This window comes from Streptomyces albicerus (genome assembly GCF_008905045.1).
GTDB lineage: Bacteria > Actinomycetota > Actinomycetes > Streptomycetales > Streptomycetaceae > Streptomyces > Streptomyces albicerus.
In genome coordinates, this window is record NZ_VWMY01000002.1 from 202,331 (window position 1) to 219,144 (window position 16,814).

A 16,814-nucleotide genomic window follows, 5' to 3' on the forward strand; every position below is an offset into this window, starting at 1 on the left:
AGTGGGGCACTGTGAAGATACCCGCACGGATTGTGCCGAGCTTCATCGGTGACTGACAGGGCTGGGCCCGGTGTTTGTCACTTCATGACAAGCGGAATCCTGGTCCGCGCCGCCACCACCCGCCGATGGCGTCCACGACGGCGCAGCGTCACCAACGTCACGAGGGCGCCCGCCAGTACGCAGCACGCCGCGAGCCGGAGCCCCAAGTCGTAGCCCTCCAGGAAGGCATCGCGCGGATCTGTGCCCGCCCGCAGTTCGGCGCTCTCACGCCGGGTGAGGACCACCCCCACCAGGACCACCCCGAACACACCCGAGACCTCACGCGCCGCGCTCACCAGACCGGTCGCCATCCCGATCCCGGCCTCCGGGACCAGGGCGAGACAGCGCACCGTCAGGGGAGTGGTGAACGCCGAACCCCAGCCGATCAGCAGCAGCCCCGGCTGCAGATCCCAGAAGCCGGCCTGGGCGCCCGTCCCCGAGACGTACAGCAGGCCGACCGCCACCAGGCCGAGGCCCGCCGCGATCGAGACATGGGCGCCCAGCGCACGGGCCGCGAGCTCGGCCACCGGCGTCCCGAGCAGCAGCGCACCCGCCAGCGGCAGAAAGGCGAGCCCTGCCATGGTCGGCGAGAAACCGAGCACCCGCTGGAGATAGAGGGCCGTGAAGAAGAACACCCCGTTGACCCCGATGCCCCACAGCACCTGCGCGACGACCCCGCCGGTGAGGAACCGGTCGCGCAGCAGCCGGAGTTCGACGAGCGGCCGCGCCGTCCGGGCCTCCACGAGGACGAACACACAGGCGGCGACCGCCGCAACGCCCAGGCACAGCAGCACGGGCGCGGCGCCGAACCCGTGCTCCCCGCCGCGCACGAGACCGTACGTCAGCAGATAGAGCGCGAGTACGGACAGGACCACACCCGGCAGATCGAAGCCGCCGCGGCGAGGGACCGACCTGGCGGGCACGGCAGGCATCAGCAGCAGGGCGATCAGCCCGAAGGGGATGTTGAGCGCGAACACCCAGCCCCAGCCCCACCGCTGGGTGACGAAGCCGCCGACCACGGGCCCCAGCGCCAGCGCGACAGCCAGCGCCGCCGTCCACAGGCCCACGGCCGTCGAGCGCAGCCGCGCGGGCAGGTCGACCGCGATGACCGCGAGCGAGGCCGGAATGACCAGCGCGGCCCCGACGCCCTGCACCGTGCGGGCCCCGATCAGCACACCACCGCTGTCCGCGAAGGCGGCCGCCGCCGACGCCGCCGTGAAGATCGCGATCCCGGCGGCCAGCACGGACCGGCGCCCGAACAGATCGGTCAGCCGCCCGCCGGGCAGCAGCAGCGCGCCGAAACTGAGCACATAGCCGGCGGCCACCCACTCCAAGTCCGGGACGCTCAGGCCCAGTTCTCGCTGCACGGTCGGCAGGGCGACATTGATGACCGTGTTGTCGAGCGTCGTGATGAACCCGGTCAGCGTGAGCAGGGAGAACAGCGCGAACAGCCGTGCACGTCCCACGAGACGCTCCTTCCGCCGTCGCACGGATTGTCGGCGGGGGAGAGGCGCCCGGGCTCTGGCCCACGGCATGGAATCGACGGTGTGCCTTTGTCAGAGAACTGACAGAAGGCGGGAGACGAACTGTCAGCACGTCGTCTAACCCGTCATCGTCCGGAGGCGGAACCTGGGTCACCGCCCCGCGCCGACGCAATGGTTCAACTCGCGCCGTAGCCGACCCAGTTGGAGCCGCCCATGACCTCCGCCCGGCCCGCCGCCGACGCAGCCTCACTCACGGACCATCTGAGGCACTGGGCCAGACACCGGCCGCAGCAACGCGCCTTCAGTCACGTCGACTTCCCCGACAGCTCCTCCACCGGACTGCACCGCACGCTCGGCTGGCGCGCCCTCGACGCCCGGGCCAGAGCGGTCGCCGCCCGCCTCGTCACCGTCGCGACCCCCGGCGAACGGGCCGCCCTCGTGCTGCCCCAAGGCCTCGACTACGCCGCCGGGTTCCTCGGCTGCCTGTATGCGCGCGTGATCGCCGTACCGCTCTTCGGCCCCCAACTCCCCGGCCACGAAGGAAGGCTGGCGGCCGTCCTCGCCGACTGCGAACCAGCCTGTCTGCTCACCGACTCCGGCACGGCTCCCGCGATACGCGCCTTCGTCCGGGACCGGGACCTGCCGGACGTCCCGACCGTACCCATCGACCAACTCCCCATCCAGCGCGGCGGATTCGAATACTTCGAAGACACAGACGAACCTGAGCCCGCCGCGGAGCCGGACGACATCGCGTACCTCCAGTACACCTCCGGCTCCACCCGCAGCCCGGCCGGCGTGATGATCAGCCACGCCAACGTCGTCGCCAACGCCCGCCAGGCCATCGACGCGTTCGTCGCCGATCCGGAGGCCGCCACGACGGTCGGCTGGCTGCCGCTCTTCCACGACATGGGCCTCGTCCTCAGCATCGCCGCGCCCGTCGTGGGCGGTTTCCCGTCCGTCCTCATGGACCCCCTCGCCTTCCTCCAGGACCCCTCCCGCTGGCTGCGCCTCCTCGGCTCGTACGAGGGAACCATCAGCGCCGCCCCGAACTTCGCGTACGACTACTGCGTGGCCCGCACCGACCCGGTGCTCGTCGACGAACTCCGCCTGGACCGCGTACGGGTGCTCATCAACGGCAGCGAGCCGGTCCGGGCCGGGACGGTGGACCGCTTCGGTACCGCCTTCGCGCCCGCCGGGCTCGACCCCGCGGCGCACTGTCCGGCGTACGGCCTGGCGGAGGCCACCGTGTTCGTGACCGCGAGCTCCCCGGACGCGCCTCCCCCGACCGTCGCCTGCGACGCCGACGCGCTCGCGGAGGGGCGGATCGAGGAGACGACGGACGAGGGAGCGGCCCTGCTCGTCTCCTGCGGGGCACCCGTCGGGCAGGAGCTGCGGATCGCCGGTGCGGACGGTGCCGTGCTGCCGGAAGGGCGGGTCGGCGAGATCCAGCTGCGCGGTCCCAACATCGGGCTCGGCTACTGGAAGCGCGCCGGGCTCACGGCCGAGACCTTCGGCTTCGGCGCGGCGGGGGACTGGCTGCGGACGGGGGACCTCGGTGCCCTGCACGACGGCCGGCTCCTCGTCACCGGGCGCCTCAAGGACGTACTCATCGTGGACGGGCGCAACCACTACCCCCAGGACATCGAGGAGACCGTACAGACGGCCGTCTCGCTGGTCCGCCCGGACCGGCTCGCCGCGTTCGGAGTGACCCGGCCGGACGACGTGGGCGAGGAGCTGGTCGTGGTCGCGGAGCACCGGCGGGACACCGAACCGGCGGAGGAGGACATCCGGAGCGCCGAACGCGCCGTACGCGCCGCGGTCTCGGCCCGCCACGGCCTGCGCCTCGGCTCGCTGCTGCTCGTCCCGCCCGGCTCCGTCCCCCGTACGAGCAGCGGCAAGGTGTCCCGCACGGCCGCCCGGGCACGCTTCCTCGACGGCGGGTTCGGGCCGCGATGAGCGCGTCACGTGCGGAGATCCGCGGGCTGGTCGCGGAACGGCTCCAGGCCTGGTACGGCGTGTCCCCGGACGAGTTGCCCGACGACCGCCCCTTGGCGGAGGCCGGACTGACCTCACGGGACGCGCTGGCGCTCACGGCAGCACTGAGCGAGCTGGCGGGACGGCGGCTGCCGGACACGTTGTTGTGGGACGCCCCGACAGTCGACGCGCTGGCGGGACGGCTGGGTGAGGACGAGCCCCGTCAGGGGCGCGAGGCTGTGACATACGCGGCCTCGCCGCATGGGCGCGACCAGTCACCGACGGCCCGCACGTCCTCTCCTCCATCAACCCCCGTCACCCAGTCGACCCCTGTTGCCGTCATCGGTCTCGGCTGCCGCTTCCCCGGCGGTGTCACCTCCCCCGACGCGTACTGGCGGCTGCTCACCGAGGGCCGCGACGCCGTCGGCACGCTTCCGACCGGCCGATGGGACCCCTTCGTGCGGGATCCGGAACGGCTGCCCGACGACGTGAGCCGGCACGGCGCCTTCCTCGGCGGTCTCGACGACATCGCGGGCTTCGACGCCGAGTTCTTCGGCATCCCCGCGCACGAGGCCACCGCCATGGACCCCCAGCACCGCATGCTTCTCGAAGTCACCCGCGAGGCCCTCGACCACGCGGCCCTGTCCGCGCCCACGCTCGCGGGCACCCGCACCGGCGTCTTCGTGGGCATCAGCGGCAACGAGTACGCGCACCTCACGACCGCCGACCTCCGTGCGGTGGACGCCTGGACGGCCACCGGCGCGGCCCTGAGCATCGCCGCGGGCCGGCTGTCGTACGCCCTCGACCTGCGCGGCCCCAGCCTGTCCGTCGACACGGCGTGCTCCTCGTCGCTGGTCGCGGTCCATCACGCCGTACGCAGCCTGCTGACGGGCGAGAGCGACACGGCGCTCGCCGCCGGGGTGAACCTGCTCCTGACCCCCGCCGTCACCCTCGGTTTCCAACGCGCGGGCGCCCTCGCCCCGGACGGCCGCTGCAAGGCCTTCGACGCCACCGCCGACGGGATCGTACGAGGCGAGGGCTGCGGAGTCGTCGTACTGAAACGGCTCACGGACGCCGAACGCGACGGCGACCGCGTCCTCGCGGTGATCCGCGGGACGGCCGTCAACTCCGACGGCCGCTCCAACGGCCTGACGGCCCCCAACGCCGAGGCCCAGCGTGCCCTCCTCGCCGAGGCGCACGCCGATCCGGCGACCGTGGACTACGTCGAGGCGCACGGCACCGGCACCGCCCTCGGCGACCCGATCGAGGCGGACGCCCTCGGCGCCGTACTCGGCCGTGACCGCTCCATGGAACAACCTCTCCTGATCGGCTCGGCCAAGACGAACCTCGGCCACCTGGAGGCCGCCGCCGGCATCGCGGGCCTGATCAAGACCGTGCTCGCCCTGCACCACGGCGAGATCCCCGCCCACCTCCACTTCACCCGCCAGGGTCCGCACGCCGACCTCGACGCGCTCGGCCTGCGCGTGGTCACCTCGCCCGAACCCTGGCCCCGCTACTCGGGCACGGCCACCGCGGGTGTGTCGGCCTTCGGCTTCGGCGGTACGAACGCCCATGTCGTCCTCTCCGAACACCGTCCAGTCGGCCGGGCGAACAGCTCTTGCGAGCGCCCCGCGCTGCTCCTGCTCGACGGGCCGACAAAAGAGCGTGTGCGCGCGTACGCGGGCGAGTTGGCCGCCTGGCTGGACACCCCCGACAGCCGGCGCGTACGCGACTGTGATCTCGCCCGCACCCTGGCCGGCCGCATCGGCCGCGGTCGGCATCGCGCGGCCCTCGTCACCCGGGACCGCACGGAGACGACCACCGCGCTCAGCCGCCTCGCCGCGGGCGACCCCTCGCCGCATCTCATCACGGGGGAGGGAACACCGGGCGGACCCGGCCCTGTGGTGTGGGTCTTCTCCGGTTACGGCTCCCAGTGGCCCGGCATGGCCGGCCGACTCCTCGCGACGGAAGAGGTGTTCGCGGCCGCCGTCGACCGACTGGAACCACTCCTGCGCGAACACGCGGACCTCTCCCTGCGCGCCGGACTCCGGCCCGACGCCGACCTGTCGACGCCCGCCACCGTGATGCCCGTCCTGTACGGAGTCCAGGTCGCCCTAGCCGAACTGTGGCGCTCGTACGGCCTCGAACCCGCCGCCGTCATTGGCCACTCCCTTGGCGAGATCGCGGCGGCGGTCGTGTCGGGCGCGCTGGACGAGGCGACCGGCGCCCGCATCGTCGCCGTACGGTCCCGGCTGCTGGACCGGCTGACCGGCGGAGCCATGGCGGTCGTGGACCTCCCGGCCGCCGAAATCCCTTTGCTGGCAAGGGAGTTCCGCACGCTGGAAGTCGCCGTGCACGCCTCGCCGATGCAGAGCGTGGTCACGGGCTCGGCCGAGGACGTCGCCGGGCTGATCGCCCGGGTGACCGAAGCCGGCGGGTTCGCCCGTTCGCTGGGTGTGTCGGGAGCGGGGCACTCGCCCGAAGTCGATCCGCTGCTACCGGAGTTCGCGTGGGAGCTGGGCGAGGTTCGGCACACCGCGCCCCGCTGTCGCCGCTACTCCACCGCGCTCGGCGATCCCCGCGAGGCCGTGCCCTGCGACACGGAGTACTGGGCTGCCAACCTGCGCAACCCCGTCCGCTTCGCACAGGCGGTACGCGCGGCCGCCGAGGACGGACACCGCGTCTTCATCGAAGTCGCCCCGCACGCAACGCAGTTGCACCCGCTGACCGAGACCCTGCGGGAGGCCGGCGCGGCGGACGCGCTGATCGTCCCCACGCTGCGCCGCGACACCGACGACGCACTCGCCTTCCGCACCTCGCTGGCCACACTGCTCGTCCACGGTGTGCGGGTGGCCCAGCCACGGGAGGGCCTGCACCCCGAGGGGCGCATCATGGACGTCCCGCCGCCGCGCTGGCGTCATCGCCGGTTCTGGGCGGGGGAGAAGACGGCGGACGAGCCGCTCCCGGCCGAGCCGACCGACCGGAGTGCGGGTCCCCTTGAGCGCCTTCAGCGGTGCGTGGCCGGAGTCATGGGCTACAGCCCCGACCATCTCGACCCCGACACTCCGTTGACCGACCTCGGACTGGACTCCCTCACGGCCGTGCGGATACGGGCCGTCGTCGAGGGGGAGTTCGACGTCGAGGTGGAACCGGGTGTGCTGCTGAGGCGAGGCACGCTGAGAGGGGTTGCGGAGCTCCTGGGGGCCGGGGGAGAGCCGGTGAAGGCCGGCGGCCGGGGACAGCAGGGGACCGCGGCGAGCTCCGACTCAGAGACGGTCGGGCGCGATGGGCCCACGGTCGATCCCGTTCGCGGGGCGGTCGGAAGCGAAGCAGCCATAGCGCGCCCGGTTCGCGGGGCGGTCGGGCGCGAACGTCCCGTGGCAAGCCGCGCCTCCGAGGCGGTCGGGCTCCAAGGGACCATGGGGCACCAAGGGACTTTGGCGAGTCCCGCCTCCGGGGCCCCCGCACGGAGCAGTGCGGCGACAAGTCCCGCGCGCAAGCACCCCACCGGCCCCGCGCCCCTGCGCACCTTCCCCGCCGACGGCCCCCGCACCCCCCTCTTCCTCGCCCACGCCGCAGGCGGATCCGCGGACGTCTACGCCCGGCTGGCACACCGCCTCGACGGTGACCGCCCCGTGTACGGCTTCGACCGGCAGGCCGATCCCGACGATGTGCCCGGACGGGCCGCGGAGTTCGCCCGGCGCGTGCGGGAGGTGCGCCCCAACGGCCCCTGGGCGGTGGGTGGTTGGTCGTACGGCGGCGTGCTCGCGCACGAGGCGGCCGGACTTCTCGCCCCGCACGGGAGAGTCTGCGCCCTGATCCTGCTCGACTCGGTCCTGCCCCTGGCCACCCGCCTCACCTCGGCGGACCTGGCCCTACGGCACTTCCGGGACTTCGCCGCGTACGTGGAACGCACCTACGGCACCCCGCTCGACCTGCCGTACGACGAACTCGCCGGGCTCGACGACACGGAACAGATCGACCTGGTCATCAAGGTGCTGAGGGACACCGTCGACCTGCCGGACGCCGTCCTCGAGCACCAGCGCACCTCGTATCTGGACCTCCGCGGCGGCGAGCGTCACAAGCCCGGTCGGTACACCGGCCGCACCCTGCTCTACCGGGCGAGCGAGCCCGCCCCGCACACGGTCCGCGACCCCCGCTACGAGCGCGGCGACGCGACGCTCGGCTGGGACGCGCACTGCACCGACCTGACCGTCGTCCCGCTCCCCGGCCACCACCTGTCGCTGCTCGACCCACCGGTCGTCGACGAACTGGCCCGACTGCTCACACGCGAGCTGCGGGACTCCTGAAGGGACTTGCCGCCATGGCTCAGAAGCGCAGATTTGCCGCTCTCGCGGTGACAACCGCCCTGCTCAGCACGGGAGTTGTGCTCACCGCCCCGCCCGCGGCGGCCGCTCCCGCCGTAGCGGTGGCCGAGGGCGCCACCATCGTCGGCGAGAAGTGGCTGGACGCCCGTACCGTCGACCTCACGGTCGCCTCCCCGGCGGTCGGTGCCAACCTCCCCGTACGCGTGGTCCTGCCGACCGGATACGCCGCACACCCGGGCCGCACCTGGCCCGTCCTCTATCTCCTCCAGGGCGCGCACGACGACTACACGTCCTGGACCCGCGAGACGGACGTCGTCGACTTCCTCGCCGGCCAGAACGTCCTCACCGTGATGCCGTCGTCCGGCCCCACCGGCATCCCCACTGACTGGTGGAACTACGGCAGTTCCGACGCACCGGACTACGAGAAGTTCCAAGTCGACGAGCTGATGGGCCTGTTGCGGCAGAAGTTCCGGGCGGGGACGACCCGCGCCGTGGCCGGAGTCTCCACCGGCGGCTATGGAGCCCTGGCGTTCGCCGCCCGGCATCCCGGCACCTTCGGAGCGGCCGCCTCGTACAGCGGGGTCCTCGACACCACGGCTTTCGGCATGCCGACCGTGCTCAACGCGATCGTCGCCCGGGAACAGCTGCTGCCGCTGACCCTCTGGGGCAGCCCGCTGCTCAACCGGGACAACTGGGCGCGGCACAACCCGTACGCGCAGGCCCACAACCTCAAGGGCACGAAGTTGTACGTCTCCCAGGGCAGCGGACTGCCCAGCAATGACTTCGGCAACCTCGAAGGTGCGGTGCTCGAAGGCGTGCTGTGGTCCCAAGCACACCGATTTACACGGCAGTTGGAAGCCCTGGACATCCCGGCCCAGGTGCACTTCTACAGCGGGGGAGTGCACAACTGGCCGAACTGGCGGCAGGAGTTCAAGGCCTCGTGGCCGACGCTCGCGGCGGGTCTCGGCCTGAGCTGACCTCGGGCCCCGGTCTGAGCCGATCCCTTGCCCGAGCCGACTCTTCAAGGAGGAACCACCATGGATGCCCTGGCCGAAGCCGTCGTCGCGGGAGCCGCCCGCACCGAACTGGAGCACCTCCCGTTACCCGACCGCTTCACCGCCGCCCATCTGCGCGCGGAGGACGTGGACAGCTTCACCGGCGTCGCCGACAAGGACGTCCGCAAGTCCATCCACCTCGGCGACGTACCGATGCCCGAACTCGCCCCGAACGAGGTCCTGGTGGCCGTCATGGCGAGCGGCATCAACTACAACACCGTCTGGTCGGCGATGTTCGAACCCATCCCGACCTTCGCCTTCCTGAAGCACTTCGGCCGCCAGGACCGCTGGGCGGCCCGGCACGACCAGCCCTTCCACGTGATCGGCTCGGACGCCTCCGGCGTCGTCGTGCGCACCGGTTCGGGTGTGCGCCGATGGCAGGTCGGCGACCACGTCGCGGTGAGCCCGGTGTACGTCGACGAGGAGGACCCGGCGACCCACGCCGACGGCATGCTGGGCACCGGCATGCTGGCGTGGGGCTTCGAGACCAACTACGGCGGACTGGCCCACTACGCCGTCGCCCGGACCAGCCAACTCCTTCCCAAACCAGCCCACTTGACCTGGGAGGAGGCCGCCTCGAACCCGCTGTGCGCGGGAACGGCGTACCGCATGCTCGTCAGCGACCGGGGTGCCCGGATGACACAGGGCGACGTCGTCCTGATCTGGGGAGCGGCGGGCGGCCTCGGTGCGTACGCGGTCCAACTCGTCCGCAACGGCGGGGGCATCGCCGTCGGCGTCGTCAGCAGCGAGCGGAAGGCGGAGTACGCCCGCCGCCTGGGCTGCCACCATGTGATCAACCGGGAGGAGATCGGCCTCAGCGGCAGCAAGGCGCCCGCCGATCCCGCCGTGGTCGGCAAGCGGCTCGGCAAGCTGATCCGGGCCGCGACGGGCGAGGACCCGCACATCGTCTTCGAGCACGTCGGCCGGGCCACCTTCGGCGTCTCCGTCTTCGTCGTCCGCCGTGGTGGCTCGGTGGTGACCTGCGGCTCCAGCACCGGCTACCAGCACGAGTTCGACAACCGCTACCTCTGGATGCGCCTCAAGCGCGTCATCGGCAGCCACGGCTCCAACCTCCACGAGCAGGCCGCCGTCGGCCGCCTCCTCGACCTCGGCCACCTCACGCCCGCGCTCACCGAGACCTACCCCCTCGCCGACGCGGCCGAGGCGGCCCGCCTGGTCCAGAACAACGCCCACCTGGGCAAGGTCGGCGTCCTCGGCTTGGCTCCGACGCTTGGCCTCGGCGTCACGGACCCTGAACGCCGGAAGACGCTCACTGCCCGGGCGTGAGCGTCTTCCGGAAGCACACCCGGTCCTGCCCGGGCCCGTCGTAGTCACGGTGCACGGGCAGACCGCCGACCGCGTCGTCACCCGCCTCGAGGGTGAATCCCAGGGCGCGGTGGAAAGCGATGGACCCGGTGTTCCCGGGCGAGGTGATCGCCCGCACCTCGCTGCGGCCCGCCTCGGCGGCGCGCCGCAGGAACTCGTAGTACAGGGCGCGGGCCACACCTCGGCCCCGCAACTCCGGGTCCACGCCCACGAAATGGACGTACGCCTGGTCCTCGTCGTCCGCGGAGTAGAAGCCGATCAGGAATCCCGTGATCTCCCGCCCCTCGTCCTCCCACACCAGGCTCGTGCCGGCGAAGAACTGCAGGAACAGCCGCGGCAGCAGCAGCGACAACTCGCGCGCCTCCTCGGGAGTGCGCGAGTCGCCCCACCACTTCTGGACGCAGACGACGATCGTGGGGTGATCCCCGACGCGGGCTGGGCATATACGCGGCATCAGTCGAGCTGCTCCCCCTTCTTCTGGACCCGTTCGCGGGGCTGGGCGGTCATCTTGAGGGTGCTGGGCCTTACGGTGGCGCGGGCCACAGGGCGGATGCTCTGGCCGGGGGCGAGGTCGAGGCGCCAGGTCCGGGTGAGGGTCGCGATCGCAGTGGTGATCTCGGCCTGGGCGAAGCGGTCGCCGATGCACTTGTGCTTGCCCGCGCCGAAAGGGAGGAACGCTCCGTCGGCGAGCTGCGCCTGGCTCTTGTCCAGCCATCGATCGGGGTTGAAGCGCAGGGGGTCGGGGAACAGTTCGGCGTCGCGGTGCAGTGCGTGCTGACAGTAGGCGAGTTCGGTGTCGGCCGGGATTTCCCACTGGCCGAGACGGGTCGGTTGGAGAGTGCGGCGAGTGACGAGCCAGCCGGTGTGGTGCAGGCGGAGGGCTTCGGTGATGACGCGGCCCAGGTAGGGCAGTTGCGTGAGGTCGTCGAAGGTGACAGGCCGTTCGCCGAGCACGTCGTGGAGTTCGGTCTGGACGCGCTCGTCGATCGCGGGGTCGCGTGCGAGCTCGTAGAGCACCCAGGACAGTACGGACGCGGTGGTTTCGGTACCGGCTACCGCCAGCGTCAGGATCTCCGAGCAGATCTGGTGACCCGTCAGCGGCTGCCCGGTCGCCTCGTCCTGCGCCTGCAACAGCAGGGACAGCATGTCCCCGGTGTCGCGGCCGGACGCCCGCAGTGTGTCCACCGCCTCACCGATGGTGGCACGCACGGCGTCGCGGGCGGCGGTGAAGCGCCGGTTGGCGGGCAGCGGCAGTTTCTCCGCCCAGTCCGGCAGCATGATGCGGGTGCCGACGCCGTTCATGACCACCGACAGGTCGCTGCGCAGCCGGTGGAAGGCCGCCTCGTCGATGCTGGCGGAGAAGACGGTCGCGGAGAGCATGTCGAGGGAGAGTTTGACCATCACCTCGCGTACGTCGAGGACCTGGCCTGGCTGCCAGCGGGTCATGGCGGTGGTGACCTGCTCGCGCATGAGGTCGACGTACCGGGTGATCTCGGCGTGGCGGAAGGCCGGCTGGAGTTGGCGGCGTTTGCGGACGTGCTCGGTGCCCGCGGCCGTGACCACGCTGTCGCCGAGCAGCTGGCCCATCTTCTCGAAGAACCGGCCCTTGTCGAGGGTGGGGGCGACGTCGACGAGCATCGTTCGGATCAGGGCGGGGTCGTTGACGACGAGGGTTGGCTGCTTGGGTTGGAGGCGTATCTCGACGAGGGGGCCGTATCCGCGCAGTGAGGCGATGAACGAGAGGTTGTCGCGCATGAGCGGTATCGCGTGGCCGAGCAGCGGGAGCGATCCCGCCGCCTTGGGTATGGGGGGAGGCGCTGCGATGGTCATGAGTTCCCCTTCACGAAGATGACACCATGACTTCCCTCCTTGGCCCTGCAGCCAATCCCGCATTCCGCGTGGTATCGGCCACGTGAAGAGTGCCAAGGAGCTGCGAACCTGTGGTGTATCCACGGATCGAGTCGCATCGTTGTGAGCGGTCGTGGTGATGAGTAGGGGTATTTGTCGACTCGAATGTCCCAGGTCGGAGCATGGCCAAAGCTGCGGCCATGTGGTGGGAGAGGTTGATTCTCAGGAGATCAAACCCGATAAGGTTCCCTGAGGCGCGGCGAGTTGACGCGATCACAATCGGTTGTCGCTCGTTGCCCACGCATGCCCGTTGCGCGGGGGAACACACCACGCGACGAGTGCCGCCCGAGCTTTCACCCCCCGTTCGATCGTGTTGCTTCGAAGGATGCACATGGAACTTGCCACTCCGCCACCGGCGGCGCGGGCACCGGTCGCTTGGTACAGCTGGTGGCTGCTGCCACTGACCTTGGGTACTGGGACCGTCGTCGCCGCGGTCACGGGCTCCGACCAGACCCGAATAACCGCGATCGTCGCCGGGGCCGTGGCGACGACAGCAAGTGCTGTCTGCGTACGGCTCCTTATCCGATCACAGCGTCAACTGCACGGCAGTGCAGCCGAGTTCAGGACCTCGCAGGCCGAGCACTCCCAGCAGTGGCAGCAGCATGTGGCCGGCCTGGAGCGGAAGTACGCGGCCGAGCGCTCATCTCACGACGCACAGCTGGCGGAGCAGTCCAAGGCGTACGAGGCGCGGATCGCCGAGCAGGCCCAGGCCTGGCAGGTGCAGCTGGACCGGCAGCAGGCCGCCGTCGCTCTGCTCGCCGACACCCAGTTGCCGGACGCGCTGAAGCGGTTGCGCAGCGGTGAGGCCATCGACGACGTGCTGCCCACCGTCAACCAGTGCGCGGAGGTCAGCCCCGACCTGCGGGCCGAGTTGCGCAAGGTCCTGAGGACCGCGCTCATCGGCGTGGAGCAGGAGTTCAACCGCTCCACCTCCGCCGAACAGGCCGTCATCAGCATCGGCAGCCGCATCCACGTGCTGACCAGCAAGCTGCGCGGCCGGCTGCACGAGATGCAGGGCGAGCACGGCAGACTGCCCTCCGTCGCCCAGGGCCTGATGGAGCTGGACCAGCAACTCGGCCCCGCCGACTCACTGGCTGCGAGCATCGGCGTACTCGGCGGCTCGGACCGGCCCGGTCGGCAGTGGCAGGAACCGCAGCGACTGCTCAGCGTGGTCCGCGGCGGCATCGGCCGGATCAAGGACTTCGACCGCGTCCAGGTCCAGCACCTGCCCGAACTCGGCGTCGACGGCGGCCTCGTCGATCACCTCACGCTGGTCTTCGCCCACCTGCTGGACAACGCGGCACGCTACTCACCTCCCACCGAACCGGTGATTGTTTCCGGCAAGGAGGTGCCCAACGGCGTCGGCATCGAGATCCAGGACTCCGGCAAGGGACTGACCGAGGAGAAGAAGCGGGAGGCGCTCCAGGCACTCGAGGGCGAAGCCGCCGGCCCGGGTCTCGGAGGCGTGTCCGAGGACGCCCATCTCGGCCTCCGAGTGGTGGGGACCTTGGCCCGCCGCTACGGCATCAGGGTCACCTTCGCGGACTCGCCCTGGCTCGGCACCTCAGTGGTCATCGTGGTACCGCACAAGTACTTCAGCCAGCTGCCCGCCGCCGTCACGACCCCGGCTCCGGCCGCTCAGGTCTCCGCCGCGCCGGACACCGGTTCGCTCCCGGCCGAGGAAACGACGCAGGCCGAGCCGGAGGGGGCCGGGGACACCACGCCCGGCGGTCTGCCCAGGCGCCGAAGGCGGGCCGAGTCCGAGCGGCCCAAGCCGGCCGCACGCGAAGACGAGTCCACCGCCACCGCCTCGCACGCGGTGCCGCCGGACGAATCCTTCGCCGGCCTGGCCGCCTTCGCCACGGCCGGACGCGAGTCGACCGCCGGGCGTGAGGCGACCGCCGGACGTGAGTCCACAGAGCACCGCACTGAAGAGAGCGACTAGTCCACATGACGCAACAGGGAACCGACGTGAGCTGGGCGCTGCGCGATCTGGTCGAGAGCATCCAGGAGATCCGCTTCGCCCTCGTGGCCTCCAGCGACGGCAAGGCAATCACCTCCTACGGCGCCGACGACCCCGACGACGTGGACCGTTTCGCCGCCGTCGTGGCGGGCCTGCAGGCGCTGGCCCAGCCCGTGGCCGAGCAGTTCCCCAAATACGCGGGGCAACTACGCCTCGCGATGATCGAGGTCGACGGCGGTCACCTCTTCGTGGTGCGGGCCGGCGTGGAGACGTACCTCGGAGTCCTCGCCAAGGAAGGGCTCGACCAGGGCCTGCTCGGCCACCAGATGAGGGATCTGGCCCGCAGGATGGGTGAGCTCCTCGGCACCACTCCGCGCCTGGAGGAGCACTCTGGATGAGTGGTCCCAGCGGACCCCTGAACCCGTCCGGTCTGGAGCGCTACTACGTCCTCACAGGCGGCCGCAGCGGACCGGGCGGTTCGGCGTCGAGCCTTGACGTGGCGACCCTCATCATCTCCCGCGCCGCGGCCGTCCCCGGCATGCAGCACGAGCACGAGGAGATCCTCCGGCGCTGCCGCGATCCGCTGTCGGTGGCCGAACTGGGCGCCCACCTCGGATTGCCCTTCAACATTCTCGCGGTGCTCTTGGCCGATCTGCTGGACGCAGGACGCGTTGAAGCCCGTGACCCCATCCCGGCATCGAACGCCGGTCGCGGGCCCGACCTCGCGCTCCTTGAGGAGGTACTCAGTGGACTTGAAAGGCTTTGACCATCCCGACCGGCAGGCGGCCGACGGCACTCTGCCGGCCGGCGCCCGCTCGGTGAAGGTGATGATCGCCGGCGGATTCGGCACCGGAAAGACCACCATGGTCCGCTCGGTCAGCGACATCAAGCCGCTCACCACCGAGGAGACGCTGACCCAGGCCAGCGCCGACGTCGACAACCTGATCGGAGTGGCGGACAAGCAGGAGACCACCGTCAGCCTCGACTTCGGCAAGATCGGCATCAACGACCAGCTGGTGCTCTACCTGTTCGGCACACCGGGCCAGGAGCGGTTCTGGTTCCTGTGGAACGGCCTGTTCAAGGGCGCGCTCGGGGCCGTGGTCCTGGTCGACACGCGGCGACTGGCCTCCAGCTTCCGGGCGATCGAGGAGATGGAGCGGCAGAACGTCCCGTTTGTCATCGCGCTCAATGTCTTCCCCGACTCCAAGGACCACCCGGTCGAAGAGATCCGCGACGCCCTGGACATCTCTCCGCACACCCCGATCGTGTCCTGTGACGCCCGCGACCGGGCCTCCAGTCGTGATGTGCTCATCGCGCTGATACGTCATCTCAAGGAACGCTCTGCCGTCGCTCTGGAGTCCCGATGACCGATCACCCCTTGAACGGTCCCGATTCCCCGCGTGGCTGCCCCGTCGCGCATGGAGGGGGAGACGGACTCACCCGCCTCTACGGGCCCGAGGCGGCGACGGATCCATACGGTATCTACGCCAGGCTGCGCAAGGAACACGGGCCTGTGGCGCCGGTACTGCTCGAAGGCGATGTCCCCGCCTGGCTGGTCCTCGGTTACCGGGAGTGCAGGAGGGTGCTCGACAATCCCCGCCAGTTCGCCCGGGATTCGCGGATCTGGCGGGACTGGAAGGAAGGCCGCGTCGACGGCGCCTCGCCACTGATGCAGATGGTGGGCTGGCGCCCCGACTGCGTTTCCCAGGACGGCGAACCGCACCGCAGGCTGCGCGGCGCCGTCAACGACAACCTGCAGGCCGTGGCGAGCCGCGGCATCCGCCGCCATGTCACGCACTTCGCGAACAAGCAGATCGACGCGTTCGCCGAGGCGGGCAGCGCCGACCTCGTGGCCGAGTACGCCGAGTACCTGCCGATGCTCGTACTCACGAGGGTCTTCGGACTCGCGGAGGGTGAGGGGCGGCGGCTGGCCGAGTCCTCGGCTCAGGTGATCAAGGGTGGCGCGGAGGCGCTCACCCACAACGACCGCATCATGCAGATCCTCGGCGAACTCGCCGAGCGCAAGCGTATGGAGCCCGGTTCCGACTTCACCACCGGGCTCATGGAGCACCACGCCGACCTCGACGACGACGAGGTCCTCAGCCATCTGCGGTTGGTGCTGATCGCCGCGCACACCACCACCAGCAACCTGCTGGCCCGTGTGCTGCAACTGGTCCTCACCGATACCACGCGGCTCTCCGGGCTGGTCAGTGGACAACTGAACATCTCCGCGGTCGTCGAGGAGGTGATGTGGAGTACCCCGCCGCTGTCGGTCCTGCCGGGCCGGTTCGCCACTGCCGACCTCGAACTCGGCGGTCACCGCATCCATGAGGGCGACCTGCTGGTGCTCGGCCTGACCGCGGGTAACGTCGACCCGGAGATCCGTCCCGACGTCGGCATCTCCGTGCACGGAAACCAGTCGCATCTCGCGTTCAGCAGCGGCCCGCACGAGTGCCCGGGGCAGAACATCGGACAGGCCATCATCGAGACGGCCGTCGACGTCCTGCTGCACCGACTGCCGGGCCTGCGCCTCGCGGTGGCGCCCGAGCAGCTCACCTCAACGGCCTCCAGTTGGGAGGCGCGACTGGACCGGCTCCCGGTCGAGTTCGCCGTATAGAAGTACGTGCCGCTCAGCAGCCTGAGCGGGAACAGGAGCCCGTTCGGCCGACCACCGGGAGGCGGTCGGCCGAACGTGTCCGTGCGCCGGACTGTTTCCGTGCGTCAGACCGCGAGCGGG

12 protein-coding genes are annotated in these 16,814 nt (G+C 70.8%); 9 read left to right on the forward strand and 3 right to left on the reverse strand.

Annotated elements, in window-relative coordinates:
* Window positions 1-77: 77 nt before the first annotated feature.
* Window positions 78-1,505, reverse strand: a complete 1,428-nt coding sequence (locus tag GAS53_RS02515) for an MFS transporter (RefSeq protein ID WP_225858675.1) — start codon at window positions 1,503-1,505, stop codon at window positions 78-80.
* Between the two features lie 231 nt (window positions 1,506-1,736).
* Here GAS53_RS02515 and GAS53_RS02520 point away from each other — a divergent pair, with 231 nt between their 5' ends.
* The 4 genes from GAS53_RS02520 to ccrA are packed head-to-tail and all read left to right on the forward strand — an operon-like array spanning window position 1,737 to window position 10,167.
* Complete coding sequence (locus tag GAS53_RS02520) at window positions 1,737-3,479, forward strand: fatty acyl-AMP ligase (RefSeq protein WP_151475720.1); 1,743 nt, start codon at window positions 1,737-1,739, stop codon at window positions 3,477-3,479.
* Window positions 3,476-7,807, forward strand: coding sequence for a type I polyketide synthase (locus GAS53_RS02525; protein ID WP_151475721.1), 4,332 nt, complete (start codon window positions 3,476-3,478; stop codon window positions 7,805-7,807). The genes GAS53_RS02520 and GAS53_RS02525 overlap by 4 nt, the downstream gene beginning before the upstream one ends.
* A 14-nt stretch (window positions 7,808-7,821) precedes the next feature.
* A complete protein-coding gene (locus GAS53_RS02530; RefSeq protein WP_151475722.1) occupies window positions 7,822-8,802 on the forward strand; it encodes an alpha/beta hydrolase in 981 nt (326 codons plus the stop codon).
* Window positions 8,803-8,862: 60 nt separating this feature from the next.
* Window positions 8,863-10,167: a crotonyl-CoA carboxylase/reductase gene (gene ccrA / locus GAS53_RS02535; RefSeq protein WP_151475723.1), complete on the forward strand. Its 1,305-nt coding sequence runs from the start codon at window positions 8,863-8,865 to the stop codon at window positions 10,165-10,167.
* On the opposite strand, the gene GAS53_RS02540 is transcribed toward ccrA, so the two are convergent.
* Together GAS53_RS02540 and GAS53_RS02545 are read right to left on the reverse strand one after the other, a co-directional pair.
* Window positions 10,151-10,660: a GNAT family N-acetyltransferase gene (locus GAS53_RS02540; protein WP_151475724.1), complete on the reverse strand. Its 510-nt coding sequence runs from the start codon at window positions 10,658-10,660 to the stop codon at window positions 10,151-10,153. The two genes, ccrA and GAS53_RS02540, sit on opposite strands and share 17 nt — an antisense overlap.
* On the reverse strand, window positions 10,660-12,036 hold the full coding sequence (locus GAS53_RS02545) for a cytochrome P450 (protein WP_151475725.1): 1,377 nt from the start codon (window positions 12,034-12,036) through the stop codon (window positions 10,660-10,662). Before GAS53_RS02545 ends, GAS53_RS02540 begins: the two co-directional genes overlap by 1 nt.
* Window positions 12,037-12,445: 409 nt before the next feature.
* Here GAS53_RS02545 and GAS53_RS02550 point away from each other — a divergent pair, with 409 nt between their 5' ends.
* The 5 genes from GAS53_RS02550 to GAS53_RS02570 are packed head-to-tail and all read left to right on the forward strand — an operon-like array spanning window position 12,446 to window position 16,694.
* Window positions 12,446-14,059, forward strand: coding sequence for a sensor histidine kinase (locus GAS53_RS02550; RefSeq protein ID WP_151475726.1), 1,614 nt, complete (start codon window positions 12,446-12,448; stop codon window positions 14,057-14,059).
* Between the two features lie 5 nt (window positions 14,060-14,064).
* Window positions 14,065-14,475: a roadblock/LC7 domain-containing protein gene (locus GAS53_RS02555; RefSeq protein WP_151475727.1), complete on the forward strand. Its 411-nt coding sequence runs from the start codon at window positions 14,065-14,067 to the stop codon at window positions 14,473-14,475.
* Window positions 14,472-14,843, forward strand: a complete 372-nt coding sequence (locus tag GAS53_RS02560; RefSeq protein ID WP_151475728.1) for a DUF742 domain-containing protein — start codon at window positions 14,472-14,474, stop codon at window positions 14,841-14,843. The genes GAS53_RS02555 and GAS53_RS02560 overlap by 4 nt, the downstream gene beginning before the upstream one ends.
* Window positions 14,824-15,444 carry a GTP-binding protein gene (locus tag GAS53_RS02565; protein WP_151475729.1) on the forward strand — a complete coding sequence of 207 codons (621 nt, stop codon included), beginning with the start codon at window positions 14,824-14,826 and terminating at the stop codon, window positions 15,442-15,444. Before GAS53_RS02560 ends, GAS53_RS02565 begins: the two co-directional genes overlap by 20 nt.
* Window positions 15,441-16,694 carry a cytochrome P450 gene (locus GAS53_RS02570; RefSeq protein WP_151475730.1) on the forward strand — a complete coding sequence of 418 codons (1,254 nt, stop codon included), beginning with the start codon at window positions 15,441-15,443 and terminating at the stop codon, window positions 16,692-16,694. The genes GAS53_RS02565 and GAS53_RS02570 overlap by 4 nt, the downstream gene beginning before the upstream one ends.
* Window positions 16,695-16,814 lie beyond the last annotated feature (120 nt).

Bases quoted from the DNA above. Each gene is read 5' to 3' on its own strand.
- GAS53_RS02530 (WP_151475722.1), top strand. From the start codon at position 7,822: ATGGCTCAGAAGCGCAGATTTGCCGCTCTCGCGGTGACAACCGCCCTG.
- GAS53_RS02545 (WP_151475725.1), bottom strand. From the start codon at position 12,036: ATGACCATCGCAGCGCCTCCCCCCATACCCAAGGCGGCGGGATCGCTC.
- GAS53_RS02570 (WP_151475730.1), top strand. From the start codon at position 15,441: ATGACCGATCACCCCTTGAACGGTCCCGATTCCCCGCGTGGCTGCCCC.
- GAS53_RS02540 (WP_151475724.1), bottom strand. From the start codon at position 10,660: ATGCCGCGTATATGCCCAGCCCGCGTCGGGGATCACCCCACGATCGTC.
- GAS53_RS02560 (WP_151475728.1), top strand. From the start codon at position 14,472: ATGAGTGGTCCCAGCGGACCCCTGAACCCGTCCGGTCTGGAGCGCTAC.
- GAS53_RS02550 (WP_151475726.1), top strand. From the start codon at position 12,446: ATGGAACTTGCCACTCCGCCACCGGCGGCGCGGGCACCGGTCGCTTGG.
- GAS53_RS02555 (WP_151475727.1), top strand. From the start codon at position 14,065: ATGACGCAACAGGGAACCGACGTGAGCTGGGCGCTGCGCGATCTGGTC.
- GAS53_RS02525 (WP_151475721.1), top strand. From the start codon at position 3,476: ATGAGCGCGTCACGTGCGGAGATCCGCGGGCTGGTCGCGGAACGGCTC.
- GAS53_RS02520 (WP_151475720.1), top strand. From the start codon at position 1,737: ATGACCTCCGCCCGGCCCGCCGCCGACGCAGCCTCACTCACGGACCAT.
- ccrA (WP_151475723.1), top strand. From the start codon at position 8,863: ATGGATGCCCTGGCCGAAGCCGTCGTCGCGGGAGCCGCCCGCACCGAA.